Consider the following 15,273-nt stretch of genomic DNA (forward strand, 5'->3'; position numbering starts at 1 on the left):
GCCGCGCGTCTCAACTCACCGCGTAATACTTGCGCACATACACCGTGCTTTTCCACGCACACGGCGTGCCTTGCGGCACAAACGCCGTGTCCCCTGGGCGCACTTGCACGATCGCGCCGTTATCGCCCGTCAGCGTGACCTCGCCTTCGATCACGTGCATCAATTCATGCACTTTGTGCGGCCGCGCGCTGCGCTGGTAAGGCGTCGAATCCCAGACACCGATGCGCAAGGTGCTGGCGCTGTCTTCGAACAGGTTGTGGGTTCGGCACTGGGGCTCGGGGCCGATCAGCACGCTGGCATCCGGCGGCGCCGAGGGGGTCAGGTGGGTCTGGGCAGCGAGTGCCACAACGCCAGGCTGGTCGACGCCAGTGGCCAAGGTGGCGACACAAAAGGCCCATTGGCTATCGACTGTCGCCTCCACCTGCACGGCCGTGCCGCGGCCGATCACGGCACTTTGGCCAACGCCTACTTCCAGGCGTTGGTCTGCGCTGCGCAGCACCACCACGCCTTGGTGGACCACCAGCATTTCGGTGAACGGATAGACCTCGATCAGCGCCGAGCCGTTGAACTGAACAGTACCGGCGGCGAATCCGCTATCGTCGACGAACACCGTCTTGCGCCCCTCGACGAAGGGATCCAGAGCGCTCAGGCGACCCGACAACGCCGGGGTTTCGACCGCGACGCCGTCGCCCCGTGCCAACAGCAAAACAGAGGGATGGGACATACACATGCTCCTGAAACGAAATCAGCCAATGGCCTGGGTAACCAAGGCGAATTGCTCGACGCCCTGAGTGGCGGCGGGGATCGCGCCCTTGCTCATCTGGGTGACGGTATCGACCTGCTTCAGCCCGGCCGCTTCCAGCCACGGCGCCAGGCCGCTGGCGGCGGGAATATCGATGCGCACGAAGGCATAAGGCACCTTGTGCAGCAGGGTTTCGATCAGGTGCTTGGCCTGCTCGGCATCCTGCGCGATCACCGGGCCGAGGCACAGGCCACGCCCGAAAGGGCGCAACAGGGCGAAGCCTTGCAGCTGGCCGGCCGCTTCGATACCCACGCCGTACTCGACGTCGGGCAGCAGGTCGTCCAGCACGGCGGCGCGGTCCAGGCCGCTGCCGGCATTGGCCAGCTCGATCAGCCGTGGCGCATCGCTGGCGCTCAGCGCGCGGCAGTGTTCGCCCGTCTTCAGTGCGGTGCTCGGCCCGGCGCCAGCGCTCGCTTGGCCCTGGCGTTGCTCGATCTGGCCGAAATCCTTGAAGCCCATTTTCGTGTACAACGGCGCGCCGGCCACGGTCGCATTGAGCACCGCCGTGCGCGGGCCGACGGTCTCGAGCGCCAGGTCCATCAAGCGTCGACCGATGCCTTGGCCTTGGTAGTCATCGCTGACGATCACCAGCCCGATAGTGGTGAAGTCGCCTTGATGGCAAGCGAACGAGCTGCCGATCAACCGGCCGTTGTCCTCAGCGACGAAACCCTGCGCCACGCGTTGCAGCATGGCCCAGTCTTCGAGTCGATGCGGCCACTTGAGCGCCACCGACAAGGCGTGAGCATTGGCCACATCGGCGGCGGTCATGGGGCGATAGTGAATAGCGCGACGTTGCGAAACCGACATGGCGGGTCTCCGTTCACAGATGGGCATAAGCGTTGAAAAGGCCTTCACGTGGTGCCTGTATCCCACCTGTTGCCAAGGGTGACAAGAGGCGCAAGGCGATTCGGCAGATTCCCCGATCCGCAGCCGACCAGACCACAGTAACTGCTTAAATGGACCGCAACGTCGGCAGCAAATGCTCTGGGTTTTTTTCTAGGATGGTGGCCTCGCTTTTCACCCGGCTGGAGTCCTTCATGGATAGCTTCGATCCTCGTCTTATCGCTGTGCGCAGCGCCCATTTCATTGGTGGGCAGTATCGCGAGGGGCCCGCGGGCATGGACGTCTCGCGGCCTTCCGATGGTCAGGTCTATGCCGAGCTGCCGGTGGCTGATGCGGCGCTGGTGGACGAGGCCGTGAGCACTGCCTGGCAGGCGTTCAAGACCAGCGACTGGGCCACCCGGCCACCCCGTGAGCGCGCCCGCGTGATGCGCCGCTGGGCCGATTTGATCGATGCGGACGGCGCCGTGCTCGGGCCGCTGGAAGCCGTGGGGTCGACCCGCCCGCACAAAGATGTGCTGGGCTGGGACATTCCCTATGTGGCCGAAGGCATCCGTTTTTTCGCCGAGCTGGCCGACAAGCACGGCGGTGAAGTCGCGGCCACGCAGACCGACCGCCTGGGCATGCAGATCGCCGAGCCTTACGGAGTGATTGCGGCGATCGCGCCGTGGAATTTCCCATTGAGCATGGCCTCCTGGAAGGTCGCCCCGGCGTTGGCCGCCGGTAACGCGGTGGTACTCAAGCCCTCCGAGCTGACGCCGTTCTCCAGCCTGCGCTTCGCCGAACTGGCGCTTCAGGCGGGCATCCCCGCCGGGATCTTCAACGTCGTGCAGGGCGATGGCCGCGTTACCGGCGATGCCCTGTGCCGCCATCCGCGAGTCGCCAAAGTCACCTTCACCGGCTCGACAGCCACGGGGTCGAGCATCATGTCCACCTGCGCGCTGGTCGGCCCCAAGCCGGTCACGCTGGAGTTGGGCGGCAAGAGCCCGCAATTGGTGTTCGCCGATGTGCCGGACCTCGCCAAGACCGCCCGCACCGTGGCCCTGGCCATTACCGGCAATGCCGGGCAGGTGTGCGTGTCTGGCTCGCGGCTGATCATCGAACGCTCGATCATGGCGCCCTTCGTCGAGCACCTGCAGGGTTATTTCAATGCACTCAAGCCAGGGCCGACCTGGTCACCGGACGCCACCTTGGCGCCGATCATTTCGCGCCTGCAGGCCACACGCATCGACGGCATCGTCCAGCGTGCGCGCCAGGCAGGCGCCGAAGTACTCAGCGGCGGCGGCCTGTTCGACGGCCTGGGCGGCGCCTATTACCAACCCACCCTGCTGGCCGGGGTGGACAACCACAACCCGGCGGTGTGTGAAGAGATCTTCGGCCCGGTGCTGACCCTTCAAGCGTTCGACAGCGAAGAACAAGCACTACAGCTGGCCGCCCACGACACCTACGGCCTGGCGGCCGGTGTGCACACCGCCGACCTTAACCGTGCTCTGCGCCTGATCCGCCAGCTCGAAGTCGGTACCGTGTGGGTCAACCGCTATGGGCGCAGCAACGACTACATCCTGCCCACGGGCGGCTACAAGCGCTCGGGCATCGGCAAGGATCTGGGCCGCGAAGCGTTCGAAGCCAACCTGCGATTCAAGAGCGTGCTGATCGATATCGGCTAAACATCCACAGGCTTTGCCCAAGCCTGCGTGGCCACGATTGACCCTACGGGTGCCTTGTTCGCAAGGCGCCCGTTTTTTCTTTCAGGCTGAAGCAGGTTCTGCGGTGAAACCGTCGCGTGCGCACAAAAAACGCCCCGAAAAGCGCCACAAAGGCGCATGAAACGTGGCGTTGCCCAAGCCTGGAGCGCCCCGCAAAGTCTGCTGAGGCCGGGCCGCAAAACGGTGGTTTCTATCAAGCAGCCAGCGCTTTCAACGCCATATGCTGATTTCACGGTGGTGTAATGAAGATGTGTTGCAGGGTGGCCATGGCCGCTCTGACCACGGCGCAGATGCTTGTCATGCCTTGACCTAAACGAACTTTCGGGACCGCACAACATGAGCTTTCTTCGACCTAAATTCATTACGTTCGACTGCTACGGTACGCTGACCAACTTCCACATGGGCACCATGACCCGCGAGCTGTTCGCCGACCGCGTACCGGCTGAGCAGATGGACCAGTTCGTCAAGGATTTCTCGGCGTATCGCCTGGATCAGGTCAAAGGCGACTGGATGCCCTACGACGAAATCATCAAGACCGCGCTGGCGCGGACCTGCAAGCGCTGGGGTGTGGCCTATCGCGACGAAGGCCAGCTCTACTACGACGCCGTTCCGACCTGGGGCCCGCACCCTGATGTGCCGGCAGGCCTGTCGAAAATCGCCGACAAGATCCCCTTGGTGATTTTCTCCAACGCCAGCGACAGCCAGATCATGTCCAACGTCGACATGCTCGGCGCACCGTTTCACAAGGTCTTCACGGCCGAGCAGGCACAAGCCTACAAGCCGCGTCTGGCAGCGTTCGAGTTCATGCTCGACAACCTTGGCTGCGGCCCGGAAGACATCTTGCATGTGTCCTCCAGCTTCCGTTACGACCTGTTCCCGGCCCACGACATGAAAATCAAGAACAAAGCCTTCGTCGCCCGCGGCCATGACGTACCGGCCAACGAGTTCTACGGCTACCGGCAGATCCCGGACATCGGTGGCCTGGCGGCTCTGGTCGGCCTCTGACAGCGTTGGCATCCGGCACTTTTCCGGGCTCCAGGCGAGCCACCCGAGGGAATGACATGCGAAGTGAATCCTACTGGCTCGATACCGCAGCGCCCTTTGTCGGCGCGCAAAGCGCAGCGGTCGAAGGGCAGGTCGATGTGGTGATCGTCGGCGGCGGGTTCACCGGCCTCTCGGCGGCGCGCGCCCTGGCCATGAAGGGCGCCAGTGTGGCGGTGCTCGAAGCCGGGCGCGTGATCGGCGAGGCGTCGGGGCGCAATGGCGGGCAGTGCAACACCGGCGTCGCGCAGGACTACGCGGCCCTGACCGCCAGCCTGGGCGCGGACCAAGCCCGTGCTTACTACAAGGCGTACGAAAGCGCAGTGCAAAGCGTCGTCACGGTGGTCGAGCAGGAGCACATTGCCTGCGACCTCAAGCGTAACGGCAAGCTGAAGCTGGCGGCCAAGGCCATGCATTACGACGGCATGGCGCGCACTTGCGAGCTGATTCGCCGTGAAGTGGATGCCGATGTCGAATTGCTGAGCGCCGAGCAGGCGCGCGCCGAGGTCGATTCCGCTGAATTTCATGGCGGCCTGTTGCAGCGCAATGGCGTGCAGATGCACGTTGGGCGCTTCGGTGTCGGTCTGGCCGAGGCGGCTGTACGCCACGGCGCTCAGGTGTACCAGGATGCCGCCGTCACTGGCTGGAAGGCCAACCCGGCGGGCTTCAAGGTCAATACCGCCAGGGGCTCGATCCAGGCGCGGCAGATTCTGCTTGCCACCGGGGCGTGCCAGCACGGCGGCCCAGGCTGGTATCGCCGGCGCATTGTCCCGGTCGGCAGCTTTGTGGTTGCCACCGAGGTACTGCCGCAAGCGCTGATCGATCAGTTGTTCGCCCATCAGCGCTCGTACGTCACCAGCCGTTTGATCGGCAATTATTTTCGCATCACCCCCGACAACCGCTTGCTGTTCGGCGGCCGGGCGCGGTTCGCCATGTCCAACAGCACCTCCGACGCCAAGAGCGGCAAGGTGCTGCGATCAGCCATGGTGCAGATGTTCCCGGCACTGGCCAACGTCAAGGTCGACTACTGCTGGGGCGGGCTGGTGGACATGACCTCCGACCGCCTGCCGCGGGCCGGCGAGCATGACGGCGTCTTCTACTCCATGGGTTACAGCGGCCACGGGGTACAGATGTCGGTGCACATGGGCCAGGTCATGGCTGATGTTCTGGACGGCAATCCAGCGGCCAATCCCTGGCGCGAACTCGACTGGCCAGCGGTGCCCGGCCACTTCGGCACACCCTGGTTCCTGCCGCTGGTGGGCGCGTACTACCGCTACCAGGACAGCCGCCACTGATCCCTGTTTGTTGCTTCACCGTCGTCGTTTGCGTTTCACGGACGCTCCGGTCAACCGAGAGCCACTCGGACAACCCCATTTTCGACAGGTAGAACTGATATGACTGACAACAAAGTCGACTCCCCACTGATCAGCGGCGAACACAGCCTGCGCGTCTTCGAAGGCCTCAATCGCGGCATGTCACGCCGCGATGCGTTGCGCATGCTGGGTGTCGCAGGCGTCGCGGCAGCGGGCGCCGGCAGCCTGTTCGGCGGCGCGGGCAATGTATTCGCCGACGAGTCGGCCACGCCAGTCAAGGGCAAACCCGGTGGGCGTATCCGGGTGGCCGGGATGTCCAGTTCCACTGCCGACACGCTGGACCCGGCCAAGGGCGCGCTGTCGACCGACTACGTGCGCCACTTCATGTTCTACAACGGCCTGACGCGGTTCGACAGTCATCTGGTGCCGCAACTGGAACTGGCCGAGCGCATCGACAATACCGACGCCACGGTGTGGATCATTACCCTGCGCAAGGACGTCACCTTCCATAACGGCAAGGCCCTGAGCGCCGCTGACGTGGTGTTCTCGCTGACCCGCCACAAAGACCCGGCCACCGGCTCCAAGGTCCTGCCGCTGATGGCGCAGATTACCGACGTCAAGGCCACCGGCCCGCTGGAGGTGCAGATCACCCTGAGCGCACCCAATGCCGAGTTGCCGTCGATCCTCGCGGTGTCGCACCTGCTGATCGTGCCCGAGGGCACCAGCGATTTCAGCCAGGGCATCGGCACCGGGCCGTTCAAGGTCAAGGAGTTCAAGCCGGGCGTGCGTTCCATCAGTGTGCGCAACCCCAACTACTGGAAGCCCGGCCTGCCGTATCTGGACGAGATCGAATTCATCGCCATCGCCGATGAGCCGTCGCGGGTCAACGCCCTGCTCTCGGGCGACGTGCACATGATCAACGAGGTCAACCCGCGCTCCACCCAGCGCATCGCGGCCAGCGCCAAACACCGCGTGGTCGATGCGCCATCGGGCAACTACACCGACCTGATCATTCGCCAGGACCAGATGCCTGGCCAGAACGCCGATTTCACCCAGGCCATGAAGTACCTGCTGGACCGCGAGCAGGTCAAATCCGCGGTGTTCCGAGGCTACGCGGTGGTCGGCAACGATCACCCGATCGCCCCAGGCTCGCGCTACCACAACGCCGATTTGCCCCAGCGCCCCTACGACCCGGACAAAGCCAAATTCCTCCTGAAAAAGGCCGGCATGGAAAGCATCACCATGCCGCTGGTCTGTTCGCCGGCCGCCACGGGCTCGGTCGACATCGCCGTGCTGCTCCAGCAGTCGGCCAAGGCGGCGGGCCTGACCCTCAACGTGAATCGCGTGCCGAGCGATGGGTATTGGTCCAACCACTGGATGAAGCACCCGCTCAGCTTCGGCAACATCAACCCGCGCCCGAACGCTGATGTGATCTTTTCGCAGTTTTTCCAGTCCTCCGCGCCGTGGAACGAGTCGGGTTGGAAAAACGACCAGTTCGACCAGTTGCTGATGCTCGCCCGCGGTGAAACCGACGACGCCAAGCGCACCAGGATGTACGCCGACATGCAGACACTGGTCAGCGACAACTGCGGCATCGGCATCCCGGTGTTCATCAGCAACATCGATGGCGTCGACCAGCGCATCAAGGGCTACAGTAGCAATCCGCTGGGCGGCTTCATGGGCTACATGTTCAGCGAGCAGGTGTGGCTGGACGCGTAATTGCAGCGGTGAACCGACGCGGAGGGCAAGCTCATGAATAGCAACACGCTGTGGCTGATCGGCAGGCGCTTCGGCGCCGCAATCGTGACGTTGTTGATCGTGTCGATGGTGGTGTTCGCCATCACTGCGGTATTGCCTGGGGACGCGGCGCAACAGTCCCTGGGGCAGTTCGCGACACCGGAGCAGGTGGCCGCGCTGCGGCTCAAGCTCGGGTTGGATCAGCCCGGTGTGGTGCGTTACCTGCATTGGCTGATGGGGTTGCTGAGTGGCGACCTGGGGCTGTCGGTGTCGAGCTCCACGCCCGTCAGTGAACTGATGGCCGGGCGCGTCCCCAATACCCTGATGCTGGCGGCGGTCACCGCGGTGGTTTCGGTGCCGGTGGCGCTGACCCTGGGCATCGGTTCGGCCATGGGCCGCGGCGGCCGCATCGACAGCTTTTTGAGCTTCGTCACCCTGGCGCTGGTGGCGGTGCCGGAGTTTCTGGTGGCCACGCTGGCGGTGCTGGTGTTTGCGGTCAACCTCGGCTGGTTGTCGGCGTTGTCCTACGCCAGCGAGATCACCTCGCCGTGGCAGTTCATGCGCACCTACGCCCTGCCGGTGATGACCCTGTGCTTTGTGATCGTCGCGCAAATGGCGCGCATGACCCGTGCAGCGGTCATCGATCAGCTGGACAGCCCCTACGTTGAAATGGCCCGCCTCAAGGGCGTCGGCCCCATCCGCATCGTGTTGCGCCATGCCTTGCCCAATGCCATCGGCCCGATTGCCAATGCGGTGGCGCTGAGCCTGTCGTACCTGCTGGGCGGGGTGGTGATCGTCGAGACCATTTTCAACTACCCCGGCATCGCCAGCCTGATGGTCGACGCGGTCACCAACCGCGACATGGCGCTGGTTCAGGCCTGCACCATGTTGTTCTGCACGGCGTACCTGGGGTTGGTGCTGCTGGCCGACCTGTGCGCGATTCTGTCCAACCCGAGGCTGAGAACCCAATGAACGAAGTCATTGTGAAATCGACGTCAGGTGGCCCTGGCACCCCAGACCTGGCCACCGGCAAAGTGGCGCGCAGCCCCTCGTGGCTGGGGTTGGTCGGTGCGTTGGTGTGCCTGGGCTGGCTGCTGGTGGCGATCTTCGGTCCCTGGCTGGCCCCGCACCCGGTGGGCGAAGTGGTGTCGGACACCATCTTCGATGTGCTCAGCCGCGCGCATCCCTTCGGCACCGATTACCTGGGGCGCGACATGCTCAGCCGGGTGTTGGTGGGGGCGCGCTTCACGGTCGGCCTGGCCTTGATCTCGGCCGTGCTTGCCAGCGGCCTTGGGACTATTTGCGCGTTGCTGTCGGTGGTCGCGCCTAAATGGCTGGACGAAATCATCAGCCGGTTGATGGACGCCTTTATCTCGATCCCCAGCAAGATGCTGGCGCTGATCATGGTGTCGGCATTCGGCTCTTCGGTGCTGTTGCTGATCTGCACGGCGGTGTTGAGTTTCTGCCCTGGCGCCTTTCGCATCGCCCGCAGCCTGGCGGTCAATATCGAGGCGCTGGAGTACGTTCAGGTGGCCCGCACCCGTGGCGAGCGGCGCTTGTACATTGCCTGTGTGGAGATCCTGCCGAACATGCTCAACCCGGTCCTCACCGACCTGGGCCTGCGCTTCGGCTTTATCGTGCTGTTGCTCAGCGGCATGAGCTTTCTGGGCTTGGGCGTACAACCGCCCGATGCCGATCTAGGCTCGCTGGTGCGCGAAAACATCGGCGGCCTCAATCAGGGCGCGCCGGCGTTGGTGATCCCGGCACTGGCCATCGGCACCCTGACGATTGGCGTCAACCTGTTCATCGACCGCATCTCGTCGCGCCGCAGCCGCCGTAGTGCAGGACACTGACATGACTGAACTGATCCGAGTGCAAGACCTGCGCGTGGTCGCCAGTGGCGAACGCGGCGAGGTCGAGATCGTCAAGGGCGTCAGCTTCGCCCTGGAGCAGGGCGAGGTGCTGGCGCTGATCGGCGAGTCCGGTTCCGGCAAGACCACCATCGCCCTGGCGCTGCTGGGGTATGCGCGGCGCGGCTGTCGGCTGGCCGGCGGCGTGGTGCAGGTAGGCGAACACAACATGCTCGGCCTGGGCGAAAGCACCCTGCAGCGTCTGCGCGGCAATCGCGTGTCGTATATCGCGCAAAGCGCGGCGGCGGCGTTCAATCCGGCCAAGAAGCTCATCGATCAAGTGATCGAGGGCGCGCTGATCCACGGCCTGGGCTCTCGCGACCAGTTGCAGGCCAAAGCCATCGGCTTGTTCCGCGACCTGGCCCTGCCCAACCCCGAGGGGATCGGCCAGCGCTATCCGCACCAGGTCTCGGGTGGGCAGTTGCAGCGCGTCATGGCGGCCATGGCGCTGATCAGCGATCCGCTGCTGGTGGTGCTCGACGAGCCCACCACGGCGTTGGACGTGACCACCCAGATTGATGTGCTGCTGGCGTTCAAGCGCGTGGTGCGCGAGCGTGGCGCCACGGCGGTGTACGTGTCACACGACCTGGCGGTAGTGGCGCAGATGGCCGACCAGATTGTAGTGCTCAACGGTGGCCGGATTGTCGAGCAGAGCGCCACCGCAACGCTGCTCAAGGCGCCCGCCGAGCCATACACCCGCAGCCTGCTGGCGGCGGCGCGCCCGGATGCGGTGCTGTCGCCCGGTAGCGAAAGGCCCCAGGACCGGCCGTTGCTGACCATCAAGGGCATGACCGCAGGCTACGGCAAGGCTGACCTGCAAGGCATGCCGATGATCCGCGTACTCGAAGACATCGACCTGACCATCCACCGTGGCCAGGCTATCGGTGTGATCGGCGAGTCGGGCTCCGGTAAATCGACCTTGGCGCGGGTGGTCGCCGGTTTGCTCAGCCCGGCCCGCGGCCAGTTGGCGTTTGACGGCGCGCCGCTGTCGGGCACCCTGGCCGGGCGCACTGACGATCAGTTCCGGCGCATCCAGATGGTGTTCCAGAACGCCGACACTGCGCTCAACCCGATGCACAGCATCAGCACCATTCTGTCGCGGCCATTGAAGATGTATTTCGGCCTCAAGGGTGCGCCGTTGCGCCAGCGCATCGATGAATTGCTCGACCTGGTGCGCTTGCCGCGGGACATCGCCGAGCGCCGCCCCAACGAGCTGTCCGGCGGTCAGAAGCAGCGCATCAATCTGGCCCGGGCGCTGGCGGCCAAGCCGGACCTGATCCTGTGCGACGAGGTCACCTCGGCCCTCGACACCGTGGTCGGTGCCGCGATCCTCGAGCTGTTGCGCGATCTGCGCCGCGAGCTGGGGGTGTCCTATCTGTTCATCAGTCACGACATCTCTACGGTGCGTGCGCTGTGCGATGACATCGTGGTGATGTACAGCGGCCACAAGGTCGAACAGGGCCGCCGCGAAGCGTTCAGCCGCCCGCCGTTCCATCCTTACACCGATCTGCTGGTGCATTCGGTGCCCGAGCTGCGCCAGGGCTGGCTGGAGCACTGCGGTACCCAGTGCGGTCCGTTGCCGAGCATAGGCGCGCCGGCCAACGTGCCCGAGCTGTGCACCTTCCTCAACCGCTGCCCGCAGCGCATCGACGGCCTGTGCAACAAGACCGCACCCGGCCGCCGGGTGATCGAGGGCGGCAGCGAAATCCTCTGCCACCGCGACAGCGTCGAACTGCAGGACACACAAGAACCTTTGAACAGCATGATCGTGGGAGCCTACGCATGAAAGGGCGATTCGCAAGACTCGGCGAGCGCGACCGCGCCACCGTCAGCCTGCTGGTCGATGGCATGCCCATCGAGGCGTTGCAGGGCGACACGCTGATGGTCGCACTCCTGACCCAGGGCGTCGCGCTGCGCGAGTCGGAGTTCGATTCCGGGCGCCGCGCCGGTTTCTGCCTGATGGGCGCCTGCCAGGACTGCTGGGTCTGGACCCGCAGCGGTGAACGCTTGCGTGCCTGCTCCAACGAAGTCCGCGAAGGGCAAGACATCATCACCACGCAACCGGAGGCGGTATGGCCACTGCACGGGTAGTCATCGTCGGCGCAGGGCCGGCCGGCACACGCTGCGCCGAAACCCTGCTGGCGGCCGGTATCACGCCCATCGTGGTGGACGAAAATCGCCGCGATGGCGGGCAGATCTATCGTCGTCAGCCCGAGGGCTTCACCCGCGATTACCAGGCGTTGTATGGCAGCGAGGCAGCCAAGGCCGAGGCGCTGCATCAGAGTTTCGACCGCCTGCGCGACCGCATCGATTATCGGCCGGACACCCTGGTGTGGAACCTCACGCCGGGGCAGTTGCATTGCCAGAGCCAGGGCCGGCATTCGGTCATCGAGTATGACGCGCTGATTTTATGCACCGGCGCGACTGACCGGCTGATGCCGCTGCCGGGCTGGCAACTGGCGGGCACCTACAGCCTCGGCGGGGCGCAGATCGCGCTCAAGGCGCAGTCGGTGTCCATCGGCCACAACGTGGTGTTCATGGGCAGCGGGCCGCTGTTGTATCTGGTCGCCAGCCAGTACCTCAAGGCCGGCGCACAGGTGGCGGCGGTGCTCGATACCTCGCCGCTGAGCAAGCGCATCAAGGCGTTGCCCAAGCTGCTGGCGCGTCCAACCGTGCTGCTCGAAGGTGCCCGGCTGCTGGCGCGCTTGTACCGGGGCAAGGTGCCGGTGCACTTGGGTGTGGCGCCGCAACAGGTGCTGGGCGATGCTCGCACCGGGGTCAGCGGCGTGCAATTCAAGACGGCCGACGGCCGCGAGGTGCAGCTGGACTGCGACGCCGTGGCCCTGGGATATCACTTGCGCCCGGAAACCCAGCTGGCCGATCTGGCGGGCTGCGATCTGCGTTTCGATGACGTGTCGGGGCAGTGGTTGCTGGCGGTCGATGACGAAGGGCGGACCTCGGTGAGCGGCGTTTATGCGGCCGGCGACGGTGCCAGGATTCGCGGCGCCGATGCCGCCGAACAGGCCGGGCGGCTGGCGGCGATGGCGCTGCTGCACGATCTGCAGCAGCCGGTGGACGCCACCGCCCGGCAAGCCTGCAGTCAGTCGCTGGCGGTGATGGAGCGCTTCCGAGTGGGGCTGGCTGAAGCCTTCCCCTGGCCCCAGGCGCAGGCCAAGGCGTTGCCTGATGACGCGATCGTTTGTCGCTGCGAGATGATCACCGCCGGTGAGCTGCGCGGCGTGGTGCGCGAAAAGGGCGCGTGCGAAGTGAATCGCGCCAAGGCCTTCAGCCGGGTGGGCATGGGCCGTTGCCAAGGCCGTTACTGCGCGCAGGGTGGGGCGGAAATCATCGCCGCCGAGGCCGGTGTGGCCGTCGAATCGGTCGGCCGCCAGCGTGGCCAGGCACCGGTCAAGCCGCTGTCGATGCGCATCGAAGAGGAGGTGTCATGAGCCCGCAAAAAAGTGATGTGTTGATTGTCGGCGGCGGCTTTATGGGCGCGGCGTCGGCGTTTTTCCTGCGCCAGCGCGGGCGCTCCGTGACCCTGCTGGAGCGCGATCAGATCGGCCAATACGCCAGCGGCGTGAACTTCGGCAACGTCAGGCGCCAAGGGCGGCACCTGGGCCAGCTCGACCTTGCCAATCGTTCGCTGGCCTTGTGGAAGCGCCTGCCGGAGCTGATCGGTGAAGACCTGGAGTTTCTCCCCAGCGGCCATATGCGGGTGTGTTACGACGAGGCCCACATTGAAGAATTGCATGCCTATGCCGCAGCCCCCGAAGCGCGCGAGCTGGACCTCGAGGTGATTGCCGGCAAGGCCCTGCATGAGCGTTTTCCCTTCCTGGGGCCAGAGGTCAAAGGCGGCTCTTATGCTCCCCACGATGGCCACGCCAACCCGCGTCTGGCCGCACCAGCCTTTGCCCGCGCCGCCGTCCGTGCCGGTGCTCGGGTCGAGGAACGTACCGAAGTGGCCGAGGTGCAGAAAGTCGGCGGCCAGTTCCACGTCACCACCACCGATGGGCAGGTGTTCATCGCCGAGCAACTGTTGATCACCGCCGGTGCCTGGGGCGCAAAGCTATCCCAACAGTTCGATGAGCCGGTACCGCTGGAAACCCACGGGCCGCAGATGGCGGTGACGGAACCGGTGCCCTATTCATTGCCGACGGTCATCGGCGTGTACACCCGAATCCCCGAAGAAGTGATCTATTTTCGCCAGATCGCCCGCGGCAACATTGTCATCGGTGGGGGCTATCGCAGCCGCCCCGACATGCTCAATCGGCGCGCCCTGGTCGAGCCGCGCAGCACCATCAATCAGATCGAACAGATGCGCAGGCTGCTGCCCGGGGCGGTGAACCTCAACATCATTCGGGTCTGGAGTGGTATCGAAAGCTACACGCCGGATTCGTTGCCGGTCATCAGCGCCAGCGGCAAGGTCGACGGCCTGTTCTATGCGTTTGGCTTCTGCGGCCATGGCTTTCAGCTCGGCCCTGCGGTGGGTGACGTGATGGCCGAGTTGATGAGCACTGGCCAGACCACCACCTCGATCGCGCCCTTCGACGTTCGTCGTTTCTCCACGGCCCGTGTGGGAGCGGGCTGCGTGTCCGGCGGCGAAGCCCTCCAGCCCCCCGCACCGCCCATACCTCTGGCCGGCGACCTGGCCAGCCTGCAACCGAGGAGCACCCTGTCATGAAAGCCCGTGTGAGCGACATCCTGAAACGCCTGATCGCCTTCGATACCGTGTCGAGCGAGTCGAACATGGCGCTCATCGAGTACGTGCGTGATGTGCTGGCCAGCAAAGGCATCGACGCGCTGATCGTCAAGGACGAGACCGGCCGCAAGGCCAACCTGTTCGCCAGCGTCGGGCCTCAGGGCACGCCGGGCATCGTGCTGTCGGGGCACACCGATGTGGTGCCCGCCGCAGGGCAGGCCTGGACCGTGCCGCCCTTCGAGGCCACCTTCAAGGATGGCCGGGTATACGGCCGCGGTACCTGCGACATGAAAGGCTTCATTGCCCTGGCCATCGACACGATGCTCGAGGCGGCTGACCTCGACCTGAACCGACCGCTGCAGCTGGCACTGTCTTACGACGAGGAAATCGGCTGCGTCGGCGTGCGGCGCCTGCTCGACGTGCTGGAAATGGCGCCGCTGCGCCCGTTCCTCTGCGTGGTGGGCGAGCCGACGCTGATGCAGTTCGCCGTCGGCCACAAGGGCAAGGCGTCGTACCGCACCTACTGCCGCGGCCAGGAGGCGCATTCCTCACTGGCGCCACGGGCGATCAATGCGATTCACCTGGCCAGCGATTTCATCTCGACGTTGCGCGACAGCCAGCGGCGCATCGAACAGCACGGCCAGCGCGACGAAGGCTACGACATCCCCTACAGCACCGTGCACATCGGCCGGATCGACGGCGGTAAAGCGCTGAATATCGTGCCCAACCTGTGCACGCTGGAATTCGAGTTCCGCAACCTGCCGGCCGATGATCCGCAGTTGCTGCTGGAGGAGTTGCGCGAGCGCGCCGAAGCGCTGGTCAGCGAAGCCCGGCAAGTGTCCAGCGTTGCCGCCATCGACATCGAGCTGATGAACGAGTACCCCGCGCTCGAGACCCACCCCAGCGTCGAGGCCGTACGGCTGCTGCACCGCTTTGCCGCGCCGGGCACCGAGCACATCAAGGTCTCGTTCGGCACCGAGGGCGGCTTGTTCGCCAATCGCCTCAACGTGCCGGTGGTGGTCTGCGGCCCGGGCTCGATCGAGCAGGCGCACAAGCCTGACGAATATATCGAGGACAGCCAGCTCGAAGCCGGCGAGCGATTCCTGCACACCCTGCTCGGCTCGTTGAAGCAGTAGAGCCTGCCGTGGGCGCGTGAATTTCAGCATCCCGCGCTGCTGGCGCACCGCTTTCAGCATCCTGCACCGAGGCGCCTGCATAGACT

Annotated in this window: 13 protein-coding genes; 11 read left to right on the forward strand and 2 right to left on the reverse strand. The window is 65.1% G+C overall.

Annotated elements, in window-relative coordinates; genetic code table 11:
* Positions 1 to 10: 10 nt before the first annotated feature.
* Positions 11 to 724 carry a cupin domain-containing protein gene (locus tag LIX93_RS17775; RefSeq protein ID WP_226505367.1) on the reverse strand — a complete coding sequence of 238 codons (714 nt, stop codon included), beginning with the start codon at positions 722 to 724 and terminating at the stop codon, positions 11 to 13.
* Between the two features lie 21 nt (positions 725 to 745).
* Positions 746 to 1,609 (reverse strand): GNAT family N-acetyltransferase, encoded by an 864-nt coding sequence (locus LIX93_RS17780; RefSeq protein WP_226505368.1) that lies wholly within the window; start codon positions 1,607 to 1,609, stop codon positions 746 to 748.
* 230 nt (positions 1,610 to 1,839) lie between these two features.
* Here LIX93_RS17780 and LIX93_RS17785 point away from each other — a divergent pair, with 230 nt between their 5' ends.
* The 11 genes from LIX93_RS17785 to argE all read left to right on the forward strand — a co-directional run bounded on the left by LIX93_RS17785 (position 1,840) and on the right by argE (position 15,187).
* Positions 1,840 to 3,309 carry an aldehyde dehydrogenase family protein gene (locus LIX93_RS17785; RefSeq protein ID WP_226505369.1) on the forward strand — a complete coding sequence of 490 codons (1,470 nt, stop codon included), beginning with the start codon at positions 1,840 to 1,842 and terminating at the stop codon, positions 3,307 to 3,309.
* A gap of 375 nt (positions 3,310 to 3,684) precedes the next feature.
* Positions 3,685 to 4,353, forward strand: coding sequence for a haloacid dehalogenase type II (locus tag LIX93_RS17790; RefSeq protein WP_226505370.1), 669 nt, complete (start codon positions 3,685 to 3,687; stop codon positions 4,351 to 4,353).
* 56 nt (positions 4,354 to 4,409) lie between these two features.
* The gene (locus tag LIX93_RS17795) at positions 4,410 to 5,684 is read left to right on the forward strand and encodes an FAD-binding oxidoreductase (protein WP_226505371.1); all 1,275 of its coding nucleotides are present in this window, start codon (positions 4,410 to 4,412) and stop codon (positions 5,682 to 5,684) included.
* 99 nt (positions 5,685 to 5,783) lie between these two features.
* The gene (locus LIX93_RS17800; protein WP_226505372.1) at positions 5,784 to 7,421 is read left to right on the forward strand and encodes an ABC transporter substrate-binding protein; all 1,638 of its coding nucleotides are present in this window, start codon (positions 5,784 to 5,786) and stop codon (positions 7,419 to 7,421) included.
* Between the two features lie 33 nt (positions 7,422 to 7,454).
* Positions 7,455 to 8,411 (forward strand): ABC transporter permease, encoded by a 957-nt coding sequence (locus LIX93_RS17805; protein ID WP_226505373.1) that lies wholly within the window; start codon positions 7,455 to 7,457, stop codon positions 8,409 to 8,411.
* On the forward strand, positions 8,408 to 9,292 hold the full coding sequence (locus LIX93_RS17810) for an ABC transporter permease (protein WP_226505374.1): 885 nt from the start codon (positions 8,408 to 8,410) through the stop codon (positions 9,290 to 9,292). The genes LIX93_RS17805 and LIX93_RS17810 overlap by 4 nt, the downstream gene beginning before the upstream one ends.
* Position 9,293: 1 nt before the next feature.
* Positions 9,294 to 11,135 carry an ABC transporter ATP-binding protein gene (locus LIX93_RS17815; protein WP_226505375.1) on the forward strand — a complete coding sequence of 614 codons (1,842 nt, stop codon included), beginning with the start codon at positions 9,294 to 9,296 and terminating at the stop codon, positions 11,133 to 11,135.
* Complete coding sequence (locus tag LIX93_RS17820; RefSeq protein ID WP_226505376.1) at positions 11,132 to 11,440, forward strand: (2Fe-2S)-binding protein; 309 nt, start codon at positions 11,132 to 11,134, stop codon at positions 11,438 to 11,440. Before LIX93_RS17815 ends, LIX93_RS17820 begins: the two co-directional genes overlap by 4 nt.
* Positions 11,422 to 12,798 (forward strand): FAD-dependent oxidoreductase, encoded by a 1,377-nt coding sequence (locus LIX93_RS17825; protein WP_226505377.1) that lies wholly within the window; start codon positions 11,422 to 11,424, stop codon positions 12,796 to 12,798. Before LIX93_RS17820 ends, LIX93_RS17825 begins: the two co-directional genes overlap by 19 nt.
* Positions 12,795 to 14,033 (forward strand): FAD-binding oxidoreductase, encoded by a 1,239-nt coding sequence (locus LIX93_RS17830; protein ID WP_226505378.1) that lies wholly within the window; start codon positions 12,795 to 12,797, stop codon positions 14,031 to 14,033. The genes LIX93_RS17825 and LIX93_RS17830 overlap by 4 nt, the downstream gene beginning before the upstream one ends.
* Positions 14,030 to 15,187, forward strand: a complete 1,158-nt coding sequence (argE, locus tag LIX93_RS17835; RefSeq protein WP_226505379.1) for an acetylornithine deacetylase — start codon at positions 14,030 to 14,032, stop codon at positions 15,185 to 15,187. Before LIX93_RS17830 ends, argE begins: the two co-directional genes overlap by 4 nt.
* The last annotated feature ends 86 nt before the right edge of the window (positions 15,188 to 15,273 follow it).

This window comes from Pseudomonas sp. MWU16-30317, from assembly GCF_020515695.1.
GTDB lineage: Bacteria > Pseudomonadota > Gammaproteobacteria > Pseudomonadales > Pseudomonadaceae > Aquipseudomonas.